The organism is Acidianus ambivalens (assembly GCF_009729015.1).
In the GTDB taxonomy this organism is placed as follows: domain Archaea; phylum Thermoproteota; class Thermoprotei_A; order Sulfolobales; family Sulfolobaceae; genus Acidianus; species Acidianus ambivalens.
This window is the reverse complement of sequence record NZ_CP045482.1, coordinates 1,263,278-1,279,420: the sequence shown is the minus strand read 5'-3', so window position 1 is coordinate 1,279,420 and position 16,143 is coordinate 1,263,278. Positions and strand designations below refer to the sequence as shown.

The 16,143-nt window shown below is 33.2% G+C and carries 18 protein-coding genes; 14 read left to right on the top strand and 4 right to left on the bottom strand.

The annotated features are described in order from the left end of the window. Window positions 1-58: 58 nt before the first annotated feature. From doxD to D1866_RS07465, 3 genes are all read left to right on the top strand, one after another. On the top strand, window positions 59-613 hold the full coding sequence (gene doxD / locus D1866_RS07475) for a thiosulfate:quinone oxidoreductase large subunit (protein ID WP_013774923.1): 555 nt from the start codon (window positions 59-61) through the stop codon (window positions 611-613). Between the two features lie 5 nt (window positions 614-618). Next, window positions 619-1,125, top strand: coding sequence for a thiosulfate:quinone oxidoreductase small subunit (gene doxA, locus D1866_RS07470; RefSeq protein ID WP_152941534.1), 507 nt, complete (start codon window positions 619-621; stop codon window positions 1,123-1,125). A 93-nt stretch (window positions 1,126-1,218) separates the two neighbouring features. Then, window positions 1,219-1,542, top strand: coding sequence for a hypothetical protein (locus D1866_RS07465; protein ID WP_152941537.1), 324 nt, complete (start codon window positions 1,219-1,221; stop codon window positions 1,540-1,542). On the opposite strand, the gene D1866_RS07460 is transcribed toward D1866_RS07465, so the two are convergent. Then, window positions 1,537-2,166 (bottom strand): hypothetical protein, encoded by a 630-nt coding sequence (locus D1866_RS07460; protein WP_152941539.1) that lies wholly within the window; start codon window positions 2,164-2,166, stop codon window positions 1,537-1,539. The two genes, D1866_RS07465 and D1866_RS07460, sit on opposite strands and share 6 nt — an antisense overlap. A 78-nt stretch (window positions 2,167-2,244) precedes the next feature. On the opposite strand from D1866_RS07460, the gene D1866_RS07455 reads away from it, so the two are divergent. After that, complete coding sequence (locus D1866_RS07455; protein ID WP_152941541.1) at window positions 2,245-2,496, top strand: hypothetical protein; 252 nt, start codon at window positions 2,245-2,247, stop codon at window positions 2,494-2,496. Here D1866_RS07455 and D1866_RS07450 read toward each other — a convergent pair. Then, entirely contained in the window at window positions 2,488-3,090 is a 603-nt protein-coding gene (locus tag D1866_RS07450; protein ID WP_152941542.1) for a sulfite oxidase-like oxidoreductase, read from the bottom strand. The two genes, D1866_RS07455 and D1866_RS07450, sit on opposite strands and share 9 nt — an antisense overlap. A gap of 114 nt (window positions 3,091-3,204) precedes the next feature. On the opposite strand from D1866_RS07450, the gene D1866_RS07445 reads away from it, so the two are divergent. From D1866_RS07445 to D1866_RS07415, 8 genes are all read left to right on the top strand, one after another. Next, window positions 3,205-4,035 carry an ABC transporter ATP-binding protein gene (locus D1866_RS07445; RefSeq protein WP_152941544.1) on the top strand — a complete coding sequence of 277 codons (831 nt, stop codon included), beginning with the start codon at window positions 3,205-3,207 and terminating at the stop codon, window positions 4,033-4,035. Further along, the gene (locus tag D1866_RS07440) at window positions 4,022-4,744 is read left to right on the top strand and encodes an ABC transporter permease (protein ID WP_152941546.1); all 723 of its coding nucleotides are present in this window, start codon (window positions 4,022-4,024) and stop codon (window positions 4,742-4,744) included. The genes D1866_RS07445 and D1866_RS07440 overlap by 14 nt, the downstream gene beginning before the upstream one ends. A gap of 38 nt (window positions 4,745-4,782) precedes the next feature. Continuing rightward, on the top strand, window positions 4,783-5,688 hold the full coding sequence (locus tag D1866_RS07435) for an ABC transporter ATP-binding protein (protein ID WP_152941549.1): 906 nt from the start codon (window positions 4,783-4,785) through the stop codon (window positions 5,686-5,688). Next, window positions 5,681-6,094 carry an ABC transporter permease gene (locus D1866_RS13445; protein WP_231136271.1) on the top strand — a complete coding sequence of 138 codons (414 nt, stop codon included), beginning with the start codon at window positions 5,681-5,683 and terminating at the stop codon, window positions 6,092-6,094. Before D1866_RS07435 ends, D1866_RS13445 begins: the two co-directional genes overlap by 8 nt. Window positions 6,095-6,105: 11 nt before the next feature. Beyond that, the gene (locus D1866_RS13440) at window positions 6,106-6,519 is read left to right on the top strand and encodes a hypothetical protein (protein ID WP_231136270.1); all 414 of its coding nucleotides are present in this window, start codon (window positions 6,106-6,108) and stop codon (window positions 6,517-6,519) included. Window positions 6,520-6,562: 43 nt separating this feature from the next. Beyond that, complete coding sequence (locus D1866_RS07425; protein WP_152941551.1) at window positions 6,563-9,973, top strand: MMPL family transporter; 3,411 nt, start codon at window positions 6,563-6,565, stop codon at window positions 9,971-9,973. 66 nt (window positions 9,974-10,039) lie between these two features. Further along, complete coding sequence (locus tag D1866_RS07420; RefSeq protein WP_152941553.1) at window positions 10,040-10,804, top strand: nucleotide-binding protein; 765 nt, start codon at window positions 10,040-10,042, stop codon at window positions 10,802-10,804. 224 nt (window positions 10,805-11,028) lie between these two features. After that, window positions 11,029-12,195, top strand: a complete 1,167-nt coding sequence (locus D1866_RS07415) for a glycosyltransferase family 39 protein (protein ID WP_152941555.1) — start codon at window positions 11,029-11,031, stop codon at window positions 12,193-12,195. On the opposite strand, the gene D1866_RS07410 is transcribed toward D1866_RS07415, so the two are convergent. After that, complete coding sequence (locus tag D1866_RS07410) at window positions 12,174-13,763, bottom strand: APC family permease (protein WP_152941557.1); 1,590 nt, start codon at window positions 13,761-13,763, stop codon at window positions 12,174-12,176. The two genes, D1866_RS07415 and D1866_RS07410, sit on opposite strands and share 22 nt — an antisense overlap. A 197-nt stretch (window positions 13,764-13,960) precedes the next feature. Next, a complete protein-coding gene (locus D1866_RS07405) occupies window positions 13,961-14,350 on the bottom strand; it encodes a transferase (RefSeq protein WP_152941559.1) in 390 nt (129 codons plus the stop codon). 55 nt (window positions 14,351-14,405) lie between these two features. Between D1866_RS07405 and D1866_RS07400 the strand changes: the two genes are divergently transcribed. Together D1866_RS07400 and D1866_RS07395 are read left to right on the top strand one after the other, a co-directional pair. After that, entirely contained in the window at window positions 14,406-15,332 is a 927-nt protein-coding gene (locus D1866_RS07400) for an ABC transporter ATP-binding protein (protein WP_152941561.1), read from the top strand. Continuing rightward, window positions 15,314-16,126: an ABC transporter permease gene (locus D1866_RS07395; protein ID WP_152941563.1), complete on the top strand. Its 813-nt coding sequence runs from the start codon at window positions 15,314-15,316 to the stop codon at window positions 16,124-16,126. The genes D1866_RS07400 and D1866_RS07395 overlap by 19 nt, the downstream gene beginning before the upstream one ends. Window positions 16,127-16,143: the final 17 nt, after the last annotated feature.

Below are 16,143 nucleotides of genomic sequence, written 5' to 3'. Positions count from 1 at the left end.
AGTTATAAAAAGATAACCTTTTTAATATTAGTAAACAAATATACACTTTGGTGGTAAGATGTCTGGAAAACAATCAGAGGAGTTCAAAAGAACTGAGAAAATGACAAGGATGGAGTACTTATTCCCAGTAAGATTTGCAGTAGGCTGGATGTTCTTAGATGGAGGATTAAGAAAGGCCGTATTAAAGCCTGCAAAGTTGGATCCAAATTCTGCATCTTTTGTAGGAGGGAAATTAGTAAACTTCTTACCACATGCAGGACCTTTTAAAGGACTCTTATTAATGACCTTAGAAAACAGATCGCTTGACGTAACTTTCTTAACGGTCTTTAGTTATATCGAAATAATAGCCGGATTATTTATTATCATAGGTCTTTTAACTAGGCTAGCAGCACTAGGAGCACTAGCAATGTCTGTAGGTTTTGCACCAGCTTACTGGTTAGGTTCAACCTGCGAAGACGAATGGCAGATAGGAGCACTATTAACTGCAGGTTCAGTAACGCTAATGTTAACTGCTGCGGGAAGAGTTTGGGGATTGGATTACTTCCTATATAAGAAACTAGGAGATAGGCCTATTGCTAACGTGCCTATACTCAAGTGGATTAAATTGTGGTGATGGAAATGGAGAGAGTAACAATAATTGGTATAATATTCGCTATACTGGTAGTTGGTTGGATATTAGCTACGGGTCAGTGGGCTTACGGTAATGTTGTAGGACCTTTAGTTAACCACTCAAAGATACCTCTACTGAAAATTACTTATGTTTCGGCTTATGAGAATGCAAAAGGAACATATTTGATATTGAATATCACTGATTGCTGCGGACCAGATGCATATCCTGCATCAGCACCAATAATGGAAATTTACAACTCAACGTGGCACGTATTCTTATACTCATACAACATATCTAACGATACAGTCAAGGTAATACAAGCACCTTGGAATGAGAATAAGAAAGATTACACAAATTGGTACAGTGGCTTCGTAGTAATATTAGGTAGCGAAGCACAGTTCCAGTTACAATTGCCATTCCATTTGTCTCCTGGAACATACCACATAAAGCTATATACTCCTGCAGTTTCATCAAAAGTTTTAGCAAAACAGACTGCTACATTCACAATAAGTTAAGCTATTTTTCTTCTTTTCTTTTTATTCGTTTTTCTATAGATTAGAGTTTTAAATTGTAGAAAATGTTAAATTATTCACGGCAAATTTCTTTCTATGAAAGTTTCAATTTATCCAGAAAAGGACTCATTAGAGATGTGTTTTGAAGGATCTACAATAAAAATATTCCTTGTAGGAAATGAAGTTCACATCGCTGAGGAAGTAACTTACGAAGTTACTACTGGAGAAGTTTTATCTAAAGTCCAAATTGTAATTAAAGACGGAAAAGCGTACTTACAATCACCCTTTGGATTAAACGAGATTTCTGCCCCAGAAAATATTTTTAAGGGAATAAGAGCAGTACTGGAAGAGATAAAGGAGAAACATAAAGCTCTTTATGACAAATTTAATAGTGTAATTCCTACTTCAACAACATCATAGCATATAATTAGTTAGATCTGTTATTGCTAATGACTCGTCTTCGTATCCCTTATAGAATACTATAACGATCTCGTTACCAGAATATCCTATAGAAAATTGATAACAGTTTATAGAAGCTATAAACGCATTGCTGCTTATATTATGAAAGCTTAGCGCTATTACCTTACTATTGTCCTTAAATGTGGTATATATTGTATTATAAATATTTTTAGGTTCCATAGTCGACGTGTAATTTAATATGATAATTGAGAGTGTCTGATTCTCGTTATAAAATGTTGTAAAATTAATATTTCTAAGCTCAACCTCTATTATTCCAAGGTATTTACTTATTGTAGGATTAATGAGCGTGAAGTTTCCAGAACTAACATTATCCGTAGTGCCGTTATAGAAATGAACTATGTAATATGACTTTTCTGGTTCTACATAACCTGAAAGACTATTATTCTCATTCCACTTTCCTCCAAAATATTTATCTACTATTTGAGAATTAACTACTATAGCACTAGTTATAGAGGTGTTATTTGTCATATTGAGGTAAGGTAATAACATGAAAGCTAAAGTAAATGCTATAACAACTAGTATAAGGCTTATTATCATCCTAAGCTTAACAGTTCTATATTTCATAATACTGATCTAGAATCATAAATTATAAAACTCATCAAAACATGAACGAATATTTACTCTCTTTTAATATCATATGTTATGGATGAAGCAATAAGCCTTGCAAAAATGGGCAAACCTTTAACTGCAATGCTTTTAATAAAATCTTACGTTCAGGAAAAAATCGAGGAAGGAAAAGATGTTAATAAAATGGATAAAATTTGCAGAGATCTGATATCAGCAATTTTAGCTACTCCATCAATAAATGACGAAAGCTGGAGAGTTTTTGTGCCTTCTCCTTCGGTGGAAGAAATTGAGGCAGTAGTTCAAAAAGTAAAGGAATGCTTAGGTTAAAATTGGTCTCCTAGGTAAATGATGCCTACCTCCTTGTCCTTTAAACCTCTCTTCTTCCCATACGTTACCTCTCTCATTATAGCCCCTTTCTTCCCAATAACCGTCTACATATTTAGAAGTAAACTCTATTTCAGTTAACCACTTTGCGCTCTTCCAACCGTAAAGGTGAGGCATAAAGGGCCTTGCAGGAAATCCTTGCTCTATACTTAAGGGTTTGCCATTAATTTTCAAAGCTATTATTGAATCCTCGGTTAACACATCTTCCTTTGGAACTACTGAAGTATATCCATCTAGAGAGTAAAATATTACCCATTTTGCTTCCTCTTTAACTTTTGCCTTCTCGACTAAAGTTTTTATTTTAACTCCTTCCCAATAAACGTCCTTTACGCTCCATCCAGTTACGCAATGGAAATCTCTTGTATATCTAGTATCTATCATTGTCAAGAGTTGATCGTAAGTATATTCTATAGGGTTTTCAACTAGACCAGAAATTTTTAGTCTATATTGCTGGATGTTAACTTCTGGAACTCCTAATGCCGCATAATATATAAACTTCTTGATGTATTTTTGTCCAGGCGGTGTTTGAGTTTGCATAAATACTATATCCTTTAACGGCATTTAAGAATATGTTAGAATAATTATTATACATTGCCGTTTGTTTTAGCATAGTCATGTCAATCTTTTTACCTCAAATGGAATTATTTCCTTATGATTTTTACTGACAGACTAACCAAGGTTTATAAGGATGGGACAAGAGCTTTAGACGAGCTTACTGTTACTCTAGATGGGAAAATTTCATGCATACTAGGTAGAAATGGAGCCGGGAAAACTACTTTGATTAGAATTCTTTCTACTCAGCTTTTACCCACTTCTGGCAAGGCATTAATAGAAGGGTTTGACGTGATTAAAGACGTAAAGAGAGTAAGGAAAATAATAGCAAGCATTCCGCAAGAAGCTTCACCCATGGGAATAGCTTCGCCTTTAGAGCATGTAACGATGTATTTGACAGCGAGAGGATTTTCAATTTCCGAAGCATTAAGGACCGCTAAATATGTACTTAAAGAAGTTGGATTAGGAGATGTAATGGATAAACCTACAGACGAATTATCAGGAGGAATGAAAAGAAAAGTTTTCGTGGCTATGGCAATAGCTTCAAATGCAGATGTAGTATTTTTAGATGAGCCTACTACGGGCTTAGATCCTATTTCGCGATTGGAAGTATGGTCTGCAATTAAGCAAATGAAGTCAAAGATAATTTTAACAACCCACTATATGGAAGAAGCGGAAGAGCTTTGCGACAAAATAGCAATAATAAACAAAGGAAAGTTAGTAGAATATGGAACAGTTGAGGACTTATTATCTCCATTAAGGGGTAAGGTAAGGGTAGAAGGAAAAGGAGACATAAGAGTTGGCAATTTAAGTCTTTCCTATGTTGATGAAGAAGAAGCGAAGAAACTTGTAGGAAAAGGGGTAGTAATAAAACCAATAAGCCTAGAAGATGTAATGATAATGAAGGGGTTATATTATGACGAGGAGTAACTTTATTTTAGCATTTGCCTGGTTTTACGGATACTCTAACATAAGAAGGGCACCAATTTACATTTTGGCGTATCTATCTTTACCTTTATCTTTACTTTTCTTCATTTATATAATATCCAAAGGTGAACTCCTTGCTTACGGAATAGTGGGTGGATTAATTTCTGTAATAGTATCTAATTCTATATCATTAATAGGAGATTTTGCTTTCCTAAGATTACAGTTAAGGTTACAAGATCTATTGGTAGCAACTGAAATAGGCCCAATGGATTATATCCTAGGACTGACTTTGGGAAATTTCATCTACACTTTGCCCGGAGTACTAGTTTACATTATTCTAGGCTTAATCTTTCACGTTTTCTCTGCTTTTCAATTACTTGCTATTTTAGGAATATCAGCAATATTGCTCATATCGACAACATCTCTTTCAATAACTCTGGCCAGCTTAATAAAGCATACTAGGCATTCTTGGGGGTTATCGACTTTCCTCTCGTTAATCTTTACAATACTTCCTCCTCTTTATTATCCGTATTCAATACTTCCAAAAGATGTACTATACGCCCTATTGCTATCTCCTTCAACATCAGCATCCATGATAGTTCAAGGGTTACTAAATTTACAAAAAATGAGTTTGCTAGCGATCGTAGTATTTATCTTAGAGAGCGTGGTCTTTATATCATTACCTAGATATGCTATGAAATGGAGGGAATAACACAAGAATAAAAATTCCTAAATGCAATGTTATTTTACATGATAATTGCGAAAGGAATAAGAAAGAAATATGGAAATAAATCGGCATTAAACGGAGTTAGTTTAAAGGCAGAAAAAGGTAAAATAACTGCTATATTGGGCCCTAACGGAGCTGGAAAGACTACTTTAATCAGAATCATTTTGGGCTTGATTTTTCCAGACGATGGTGAAGTTAGAATTTTAGATAAAGATCCATTTAAGGATAAATCAATATTCAAAAAGATAGGTTATATTCAAGAATTACCTAATCTCCCCCCTTTCCTTACTGGGAGGGAAGTACTTGAATTCTCTGCAAAGATAAAGGGTGTTGATAAATCCGAAATTCCTAAACTTCTTGAAATGGTAGGAATGACAGAAAATGCTGATAAGAAAATTGCAAAATATAGTAAAGGAATGATACAAAGAATAGCTATAGCCGAAGCAATGCTTGGTAATCCTGAAGTTCTAATAATGGATGAACCTAATATGGGTACTGACCCAGTATTAATAACAAACTTTAGAAGTATGGTAAAAAATATTGCAAAAGACGGTAGGAAAGTTCTAATGACTTCGCATGAAATGGAAGACGTAAAGAAAATTGCAGACAAAGTTTATTTCATCTTTAAAGGTTCTGTGTATTTTGAAGGAACTGTAGAGGATTTAATAAAGAGATTTTTAGGGATAAGGGTAATAGTAGAAACTGAAGATATTGAAAACCTAAAGGCTGAAGCAAACAAAATAAACTTTATCAAGGGAGTGGAAGAGGAAGGTAAAAATAAGGTTATCTTAACTCTTACTGAGGATAAGAGGGAAGAACTTATTAAAAGGTTGGTTTTGGCTGGAGTAAGAATTAGGTCTTTTTACTTAGATAACGAACTAGAGGAGGCATACTTAAACATAGTTAAAGAGGCAATGTCTAATGATTGAGAAGATTATGATTTATGAAATTAAGAGAGCAATTGCAAGAAAGAAGGTAATAACTTTAATTGCAATCACTTTCCTATTCGAAATAGGAGTATATCTTTCCCTAGCTGAGTTTAGAACGCCCAGAATAGAAAAATTATTATCTCCTATAGAAGATTTGTTATGGTTAGCAGGAGTACTTTTACCGCAAAGCTTGCTAATTCACTTTATTTCCATTTCTATTTCATCTGGGGCAATGTCTGAGGAATACGAACAAGGCACAGTAGATTTCTTCATGACTAAACCTATTACAAGATTATCATTTTTAATAGGTAAATTCTTGGGAGGCTATTTGTTAGTAATGTTAATCTATCTACTTATGGTAGCATTAGCGTTAATTTTTCATTCTCTTTCTTTGGAAATCAAGTAGAACTCCAATACTTGCCAGTAGTAGTGTTATCAATTTTATTTTCAACTCTAACTTTCTTCTCAATAGGCTTTATGTTTGGTGAAATTTTTAGGAGAAGCAGTTTAGCATTTCTAGTCTCTAGTACTATTCTAATAGGCTCAATAATAATTGGTGCAGTATTGCTTTTTGTAGCTAAGTTAACCAGCTTGTATTTCTTAATAAGTATAGCTATTTCCTTACCTGCGTGGGGGTCTACGGAGTTACCTTACATAATAGCTCAGGGAATCCCTCATGCTACAATAATAGTTGAGGCATTGGAAATCTTTCCTGTAGTTCCGGGAACTACTATTGCGGCTATTGCATACATATTGGGTTATTCGAGTTTCGCAATAATTATAGCATTCATTAGCTTTTTACATAGAGATATTCCAAAGAAGGTTAGTTAAACTCCCTAGAAAAGCTTATATTTTAGATATATCTATTTCACGTATGAATTCAAGGTTTTCAGAGTTTATTTCAAAAAAATGGTACGTTGTGCTCATTATATGGATTATTGTGCTCGCAATATCTGCACCTTTTTCAACCCTTTTCTTCAAGAGCGTTAGTTATCAAATAAACATATCGACACCAGGTAGTACTTCTGCCCAAGCTGAGAACATAGTTTCAAAATATTTTCACTTGCAAGGAGCTTCTGGGGCTAACGCGATTCTAATAATAGAAGGAAACGTTACTCCATATTCATTATTTTTGGCAAATTTAACTTCATACGAAAATATAACAGTTATAAGTTATTACTCTCTAGAAAGGAATTTACTAAATACTACATTATCAAAATTACAGAATTCAACAAACTCTCTTTACCTAAAAATCCTGGAGATAAAGAGTGGAGAAATTAAAGCTGAAAATAATCTTAGTTGTAAATACATAGAGTTAAATAATACTATCGTAAAATTAGAGGAACTAAATTATGGAACAAAAAAAGTCGAAGTTGCATTTATTAACGTTAGTAACGAAATTAATGAAACTACAATTAGGCTTTATCAGCTTCACCAAGGAATGCTGAATAATTTATCAACATTCTGTAAAATAAAGGAAGGAGAAATAGAAATAAACTCTACAGCACATAATGTATCACTTTTCCTTTATGGCTACACTTCCTTATTTTTAAAGAATTTCCTGGAAATATACAATGAAACGCATAACTTCACATACTCTAGCGAAAAAGCTTTCGAAGAAGTAAGCAAACTAATAAATAACGTGAACGAGAGTAAATTCTTCTATGCGTTCTATAAATTCTGGCTAGAGAGTGACTGCACAAACTTCGTACAAAGAGCACAGATAAGCATAGAAAACGCATCGTTGCTTATTCCCAATAATTCATTCATTTTATATTTAGAAAACTATATAAATATAAGCAATTTTGAAGAAAATCTTCCTTACTATGAGTTTACAGTAAATTATATTAATGAGACAAAACACGTACCTCTCGAACTTGCTGAGGAGTTGTACTATAATCAACCTAAAGATGTACTATTAAACATCTATTCAGAAAAGACCGGACTTAACGAAACATTTCTCCAGGAGGTTTTAAACCAAACAAACTTCAAGGAACTTGCTTATGATCTTATACTTTCTAAGGCTAATGTAACTGAGAGACCATTCATTTCTGCAGTTTATTATAATTTAAGTAAATCCCCTTATGAATTTGCAGTAGATTACGTAAGTTCTCAGTATAACGTTTCCCCGACTTTAGTTAGCGAAATAAGTAATTTTACTGAATATTCGCAATATGTTAACTTCGTTTCCCTCCAGGCTTCTAACGAAAGTAAATTGCCGCAATGGTTCTTCCAACAGTTACTCTATTATCATAATATAAGTAACTTAACCGCATATCTTATCTCACCTAAGTTAAGCAAACTTCAACCAATACTTAACGCTTCAAACATAACTCCTAAAGAATTCTTAATTTATTTGCAAACTGCCACTAACGACAGCGTGTATAATTTAACTGCAAAATTAATAAGCAATTATGTCAATTTTACTCCAATAATATGTGTAAATAGAAGTCTATTACAAGAAGTTCTTTCTAGGAACGAAAGTGTATCTTCATTAGTTTCAGAACTGATTAGAGACAACGAATTCCCAGTGACGCCAATTCCAAATATTACGGATGCATTGTACTATAAGAATTACTATTTGATTATAATGAAAGGAAATTTCACAATAAATGAGGCAAAGGATTTTCAAAATTGTGTTAAAAATATAATTCCTTTAACCTCTTACTTAACCGGACCTAAACCTATAGATCAACAACTTAGAGGATTAGCTAATAGCGCTTTTGCAATAGCAATCCCGGTTGGAATAGCTCTAGCTATAATAATTACTGGAATATATTTCAGATCATTTGTAGCGGCTTTCGTTCCTTTAGGAATATACTTATCAGCATTCTTAGTATCTTCTGTATTAATATGGCTTATAGTAATAAAACTCCTAGGCATAACTGTTGACTTCCTAACTCCTAGCCAAGTGTTATTATTAGCTTTAGGACTTGGCACAGATTACGTAGTTTTCATCTCAAGTAGATACATAGAAGAAAGGAGAAACGGCTTATCAAAAGATGAGGCAGCAAAAGAAGCAGTAAGATGGGGAGGAAGGGCAGTAACTTTAACTGCACTTGTAGTAATGCTATCTTTCTTGTTCCTTTACATTTACAATGTACCGCTGGTTTCTGATACTTCAATTTCTGAAATGCTAGCAGTATTTGTAGTATGGCTTTCTGCAACTACTCTTTTCACGTCAATATTAAAGGCAGCAGGAGATAAGTTATTCTTCCCAGCAAAGTTTAATAGAAATAATAATAACAAAAGTTATTCAGTCTCCAGACCAGCTACTAAGGTAGGAATATTTGTTACTTTGGTAGTAATTTTCTCGATGATAGCATTATCTATGCCATTAAGTACCAATATACTAGGTCTAATGCCACCTTCTCAAGCAAGTGAAGGAGTTAACCTATTAAGTCAAGAATTTACTACGTCAAACGTATTTCCAATATATGTAGTAGTACCTATTTCAACCTTCAATCAAACTACCTACAACTATGCGGTTCACATATACAAAGAACTTTCATCTATACCTGGGGTTACTGCTGTTGAGTCTCCAGTATCGCCTTACGGTGGACTAATTCCATACTGCAAACTATCAGAATATAATTATACTGAGTACATATCGCATGGATATATGTTATTTGTAGTAAATCAAAAATACCCACCCTTCTCAACTCAAGCTTTCGGAGTTGTAGAAAATATAGAGAGCTTGCATATAGGTTATGTAGGAGGAGGACCAGTAGACCTTTATAATATATTACACTTTATAGAGACAGACTTTCTGGAAATATTCTTGTTAATTACTGTTACTATGTACGTGTTGTTAGTAATTATGACTAGATCATTCTCAGTTTCAGGAGTTGTAATATTTACTATAATGTCTGCAGTAGGAATAACACTGGGCTTAGAGAGGTTAATATTTGTAAATATCTTAGGCTATGGAATTTTTGCAGTTGTACCGCTATTTTTAGTTGCGATAATAATTGGAATTGGGATGGATTATAACATATTCCTAATAGCAAGAATTCATGAAGAAATAGAGAAAGGAGAGAACATGGAAACAGCAGTAGGGAAGAGCGTTAAAGCTATTGGAAAGACTATCATATTCTTAGGCTTAATATTTGCTGGAACCATGGGATCTTTAATGTTAGTAAAAGCAGCAATACTACAGGAAATTGGATTTGCTTTATCAGTTGCAGCAATCCTGGAGACCTCGCTTTTATGGTATTATCTAGCACCGTCATTACTCGTATTACTATATAGAAAGTTCAAAATAAGACCTAAAATGTTAATCTAATTTTTCTTAAAAATGTTAGAGCGAAGTGTACAAAACTTTAAATCTTTTAAATAATTTGATTAGACAATGAGACTTTCAGTACTAAGTACTAAAGGCGGAGTCGGTAAATCGACTATAGCACTACTTTTATCAAAATATTTTTCACAGAATGGAGTAAAGACTTTACTAATTGATAGAGATCCATTAGGTTGGGTATCTAATTTAGCTAAAATAAAAGGAAAAGGATTATTAGCTTCAATAGTGGACAAAGAAGAAGATAAGCAAACCTATTTTAAAGAAGTTAAAACAAAAGATGGAGGAGATTTTTACATTCTTAAGCTATATGGAGATGGGGCTAGGTTCTACGTAGATTTAGATATTATTAGAAGAGACGAAAAATTGTACAAAAAAATTAAGGAAAAATATCAAGAAATAGTTAGAAACGGATTTCAAGCGTTTATAGTAGATAATCCTTCAATGGTACAATGGAATGACGATGAAGTACAATGCGAATTAAGAATATTTAGGGAAACTTTTCCAGATGAAAAAATATTCAGGCTATATATATCAGATTCGAGCGAAATTTCTATAGAGTCGACCCTTAAATACATAAAAGAAATAGAGCAAACCCCTCATAAAATTGGCCAATATTTAGGAATTGTAATAAATCTTGTTCCTCCTTTTCCAGAGGATTTAGATAAGGCAATGAGATTAGCCAATAAGTTTGAAGGAATAAAAGTAGTTATTCCGTTTATTGAAAGTCTTTTCATGCTTAATGACATTAATGTAGAAATCCCTGAACAAGTAAAATATCTTGGAAAGGAAATTTTAAAGTTAAATAATAAAGTTTAATCGAACCATGAAAAGTATTATTGTGTTTAACAACTTTATATGCAATAAAGATTATAAAGCTAATATATAACCTATATATCATGCTTAGTATCATAGAGAATAAAAACGAGGTTACATGCAAGAAAATAGGATATAATTTTGAGATTTGTTACAGTTATTCTTCATTAAAATCATCTAATAGCAGTTTTGAATAGACTTAATTATAACTAAATAAAAATCATTTTATGAGCAGAAAATATGTAGACATTCTCTTCTACTCATTACTTGCCGTAATAGTTGCTACATACACATATTTTACGATAAAAACATTTCTTCCTATTAACGCTTATATAGGTGACGAAGTTTGGTATCCTACTGCAGCATATAATATGCTTAAACTTATTTTTCACATAAGTCCACCAATGTATTTTCCTTATCCGGATAAACCTGGCATTGAGACTTTTATCAATATTTGCCATCCTCCTTTAGCGAAATATATTATGGATATATTTATCATAGTCATGGGCTATTATCCACTATCTTGGAGACTACCCAGCTGGATAATAGGCGATCTTATTTTAATAACTGGATTCTTCTTTACTAGGGATATATTAGGTAAGGATCTAATAGGAAATCTGGGAGGAATTTTTACTTCAATAATATTAGCTTCCTGCCCTAATTTATGGGTACTTCACGGAATAGCAATGCTTGATATATATGTAGCATTCTTCAGTTTTCTTAGTCTTTATTTTCTGTTAAAGAACAAGTTGTTATTGTCAGCTATATTTTTAGGCTTAGCTATAGCTTCAAAAGAACCAGCAGTAATGTTAATTTTCCCTGCGTTATATTACATTGGCGAAATAGAGAGAAAACCGATTAAGAGAGCTTACCTAGGTCTAGGAATTCCAGCATTTGTTTATCTCATTATTTCCTTGCCAATCATAATCTATGAAGGTGGACCTTTAGCTTGGCTTCACGCAAAGATTGCAAATACGGTAGTCTGGGATATAAGCAATGGGCACATATCTTTAGATGCAGTTACTCAAATCTCAGAGCCATGGGATTGGTTTTTAAACATACATCCTTTCAACATGGGCCATGGACTTTATGCTAACGTGAATCCAATTATAATGATTCTATGGGCTGTAACAACTCCTTTGGCTTTTGTAATGAAGAACCTAAAGATGATAATGACTACAATGTTCGCATGGTCAGAATGGCTTGGTTTTGTCTTAGTTTACGTGTTAGGTAATCACACACAATTTAGTTTTTATGTTACAGACTTTGCTCCATTTGTAGACTCGTATATTGTAATAGTGTTATTTATGATAGCAAGAAAGTTTTACATTAAAAAAGGAGAAGAGAAAAATATTGAGGAAAATAAACAAAACTATTCTGGGGGTATTTCCTGAAATAGTAAAGACACTTCTATTCCCTTCCTTTTATTTAACTGTGTCGCTATTATGTATATTATGCTACCAGTAACATATATTATTCCTAAGCTAGCTAAAGTTTCAATATTAATTGGCAAAAGAATCGGATTTCCCCGAGTTATAGCTAAGATAAACATTAAGAAAGCGAATACTGGAAAGCCAATTAAACTAACTAAAGGAATTCCCAAGATTTTTCTCTTTATTGGAACTGATCTTTCATAAACTTGTTTCCTTACATAAGGCATTAATGCTACTGATAAAGCGAATATTGCGTAACCTATTTCAAAAATTACAGTAACGTCTACTAATGCAACAACTGTATTAAATGCATAAAGTAGAACTCCAATTATTCCCATAGCGCCTACAAGTAATGTAGCTTTAACTGGAGCCTTTAGATTTTCATTAACGTCAGCTAACCAAGATGGCATTAATCTATCAAATGACCATGAGAATAAGTATCTTACTAAGGAAGTTACTAAAGGGGGATTACTATAGAAGTTAGGAAGCCATAAAGCTATGAACATTATCATGAAGATGAGTAAATTGTGATCAACTATTAATGCAAAATATGGAGTGAAGTCTCCTATGGATGACAGTGATTTATAAACAGGATCGTTGATCCCACAATTACTAATGTAACTCCAGGAGGTTAAGAATCTACAGCCAAATGCTCTTAAATTTATGTAAGTAAATAGTATATAGTAAGCAGATATTATTAAAATGGCAACTATAATTGAGTATAAAACGTTTTTCCTCACTTGTTTCATTTCTCCAGACCAAGATGCAGGTAAATTATACCAGGTATAGTAGTACCATATTACTGGACCAGCAAGAAAGGTAGCATATAATGAGGGATAGAATTTTAGTCCATTAGACATTGCGTCATTTATTACTTCATTATATGCGTTAGGAATGCCAGTTGAAGAAGATAATGCTGTAGAGAAGGATGTAGGTGTTATTTGAAGGAGGAATACAAACATTATTATTGATGAGATAAGGGTTATTATTCCTCCCCAAAATACGAAACGCCATTGAACTCTAGGAATTATAGATAATATAATTGAAAGGAAAACTACTAATATTCCAATAACTACACTTCCAGTAGTGCTAGAAAACCAACAACCTAAGCTAAGGAAAAATTGATTAGAGTAAGCTAAACCTATAGAGGAAAATAAATAACCAAACCACTGTGCCGCCAAGTAGCTATAGTATCCTAAGGACAGTGCAAAAGCCACAAAAAGTCCAAAATAATTGATAAAACCAATAGCAGGATGAACAGCTCTACTATTAAATACATAATCTCCTCCGGCTCTAGGCATTGATATACCAGCAATATAAAATAAGAAAGCCATTCCTAGTGTTGGCGGTAGCATTAAGAGGAATGATAAAACCCAATTTGCTCCAGGAGCTGTAAAAAGCCAACTTAATATTAAAATAGGAACTCCTCCGGTAACTAATCCAAAGGTTGCCGATAATGAAGCCCAAGGACTTATTTCTCTTACTAACCCGGAGGATTCCCTAATGAATAAATCTTTTCTTTGGGCCATTTCGGGTAAAACTTAGCCCCTGCAATTTAAATTTAACCTACTCAAATGGGTAATAAACAAGGCTAATTCAAGAAAATGAATAAATACTTACCTTCAAAAATATTCGAATTGTAGAAGGTTGGTAATATAAGCTTGAAAACTAATAAGGATTAGACTTTAAACTATGAGAATTTTAAGTGCATAATACTAAAATGTTTTTAAGCTTTAGACTCTCTGCCAATTGGTTCTACACCTTTCTGTTTAGCTATTTCTTCTAGCTGTCTAATTTCATTTCTATGAAAGCCGAGAAAAATTCCCTTACCCTTTCCACCGACGTAAAGATTCCCATTAAAATTTAATGTAATCTCTGGTATTATTATCCTTATTTTGTGTTCATTTATCGGAAATATCGCTTCATTTCCTTTCCATTCAACAAGAGGATACACTGAATGCCTAGGTCTTAATAAACCTTTGATTCTGTCTCCTTCAACGTCTATATGAGTAACTCTAGCTCTCTTATATCCTTTAACGTGGAGGAAAACCTTAGCTTCAACTTTCTCACCATCTAGATAAACTTCGGCTTGTAAAGGTATCTTGCCGTCTGGCATAATCTAATTAAAGCTTAAAAAGTAAAAAACTAAATCGATATCGGTAGATTTTTTTTTGATTGAGACTGTAGACTTAACAAAGATTTTTAAAATAAAGAGAAAAGAAATAAAAGCCCTTGATTCTGTTAGTATAAATGTTGAAAAAGGCAAAATTGGAGCACTTGTAGGTCATAATGGCGCAGGAAAAACTACTTTACTTAAGATTTTATCAACATTAGTATTACCAACTTCTGGAGATGCGTTTATCAATGGTTATAGTGTAACCAGAGAGGAAAAGAAAGTTAGAGAAAACATAGGGTTAGTAACAGTAAGCGAGAGAGCTTTCTATTACAGACTAACGGCATTAGATAATTTAATTTTCTTTTCAAGTTTACAAGGACTATCTTTAGGTGATGCTAGAAAGAGAGCAAACCAATTACTAGATTTTGTAGGCTTATCTGAATGGAAAAATGTACCTTACATGAAATTTAGTACGGGAATGCAGAAAAAATTAGCTTTAGCTAGAGCATTAATAACTGACCCTCCAGTACTTTTAATGGATGAGCCTACGTTAGGGTTAGATCTAGTTTCAGCAAGGGAATTTAGAGCTACTATAAGGAAATTAAAGGAAAAGAACAAGACAATTCTATTATCTTCCCATTATTTAAGAGAGATAGAAGAGTTAGCTGATATCATATTCCTAATAAAAAGAGGTAAAATAGTTGCTAGTGGCACTTTAGACGAGTTAAAAAGAATGACTGGAAAAGTCTTGGAAGTTATAACCCATGAAATAAATAACGAGATTAGGAAATTTGTTATTTATTCCACTGATAAGGAGTACATTTTACGAATACCAGAGACAGAAATTGATAAAGTTACAGTACATTATAAAGAAGTGGAAGAAAAAGATCCAACATTAGATGATATTTATATTCATTTCGTAGGAGAAGTAGAAGAGGATATAGGCAGGGGGAGAAGCGGACCATGGAGATTAAGAGAATAATAAGTAAACTTTACGCCTTCCTCTATATTAGAGGATTTAAAGTATGGTCTTCATATAGAACTCAAGTTATACTTACTGTTCTTTCATGGACTTTACCAGTATTTACTTACTATTTCATTGGGACCTCACTTGGGAATAAGGTAGTACAAGATATTCACGTAACAAATTATACGAGATTCTTTGTAATAGGCTTAGCGTTTCAAGGATACGTATCTTCTGTCATAACTACAATAAGCCAAAGAATAAGGAATGAGCAGCTTTATGGCACAATAGAATATTATGTTCTTTCAAAATCTGGGGTCCTATCATTTTTAATTTATTCCGCAATATGGGGATTTACGATAAATACTATCAATGCGGTAATTATTCTAACAATAGGCGATCTGCTAGGAGTAAGATACGAAATTAATATATTAAGCACATTAGTGTTAACTTTACTTTTAATCTCGTCTACGTTAGGTATAGCTTTTATGTCTGCAGCATTTACAATGATAATAAAGCAAGGAAATCCCATCTCTTTCTTCTTCTCCACTTTTACAACTCTTTTAGGTGGAGTAGTGTTTCCAGTAACAATAATGCCGCCAGAAGTAACATATATAAGCTACGCACTACCACTAACGTGGGCTTTAAACGGATTAAGAAATGCTATGCTTTATGGATATGGTATATTTCAAGTTTTAAAGTGTATAGAGATTCTTTTACTGTTTAACATTATTCTAATTCCCTTAGGACTATTGATGTATTCTTTTTCATTCAAAAAGGCGAGAGAAAAAGGAACTCTAGGTGAGTACTAATAGCCTAATCATAATTT

What these genes read in the sequence shown, in the direction of transcription:
- D1866_RS07465 (WP_152941537.1), top strand. Translation starts at nt 1,219, where the DNA reads ATGAAAGTTTCAATTTATCCAGAAAAGGACTCATTAGAGATGTGTTTT.
- doxA (WP_152941534.1), top strand. Translation starts at nt 619, where the DNA reads ATGGAGAGAGTAACAATAATTGGTATAATATTCGCTATACTGGTAGTT.
- D1866_RS13445 (WP_231136271.1), top strand. Translation starts at nt 5,681, where the DNA reads ATGATTGAGAAGATTATGATTTATGAAATTAAGAGAGCAATTGCAAGA.
- D1866_RS07425 (WP_152941551.1), top strand. Translation starts at nt 6,563, where the DNA reads ATGAATTCAAGGTTTTCAGAGTTTATTTCAAAAAAATGGTACGTTGTG.
- D1866_RS07455 (WP_152941541.1), top strand. Translation starts at nt 2,245, where the DNA reads ATGGATGAAGCAATAAGCCTTGCAAAAATGGGCAAACCTTTAACTGCA.
- D1866_RS07410 (WP_152941557.1), bottom strand. Translation starts at nt 13,763, where the DNA reads ATGGCCCAAAGAAAAGATTTATTCATTAGGGAATCCTCCGGGTTAGTA.
- D1866_RS07445 (WP_152941544.1), top strand. Translation starts at nt 3,205, where the DNA reads ATGATTTTTACTGACAGACTAACCAAGGTTTATAAGGATGGGACAAGA.
- D1866_RS07395 (WP_152941563.1), top strand. Translation starts at nt 15,314, where the DNA reads ATGGAGATTAAGAGAATAATAAGTAAACTTTACGCCTTCCTCTATATT.
- D1866_RS07420 (WP_152941553.1), top strand. Translation starts at nt 10,040, where the DNA reads ATGAGACTTTCAGTACTAAGTACTAAAGGCGGAGTCGGTAAATCGACT.
- D1866_RS07405 (WP_152941559.1), bottom strand. Translation starts at nt 14,350, where the DNA reads ATGCCAGACGGCAAGATACCTTTACAAGCCGAAGTTTATCTAGATGGT.
- D1866_RS07450 (WP_152941542.1), bottom strand. Translation starts at nt 3,090, where the DNA reads ATGCAAACTCAAACACCGCCTGGACAAAAATACATCAAGAAGTTTATA.
- D1866_RS07415 (WP_152941555.1), top strand. Translation starts at nt 11,029, where the DNA reads ATGAGCAGAAAATATGTAGACATTCTCTTCTACTCATTACTTGCCGTA.
- D1866_RS07440 (WP_152941546.1), top strand. Translation starts at nt 4,022, where the DNA reads ATGACGAGGAGTAACTTTATTTTAGCATTTGCCTGGTTTTACGGATAC.
- D1866_RS07460 (WP_152941539.1), bottom strand. Translation starts at nt 2,166, where the DNA reads ATGAAATATAGAACTGTTAAGCTTAGGATGATAATAAGCCTTATACTA.
- D1866_RS07435 (WP_152941549.1), top strand. Translation starts at nt 4,783, where the DNA reads ATGATAATTGCGAAAGGAATAAGAAAGAAATATGGAAATAAATCGGCA.
- doxD (WP_013774923.1), top strand. Translation starts at nt 59, where the DNA reads ATGTCTGGAAAACAATCAGAGGAGTTCAAAAGAACTGAGAAAATGACA.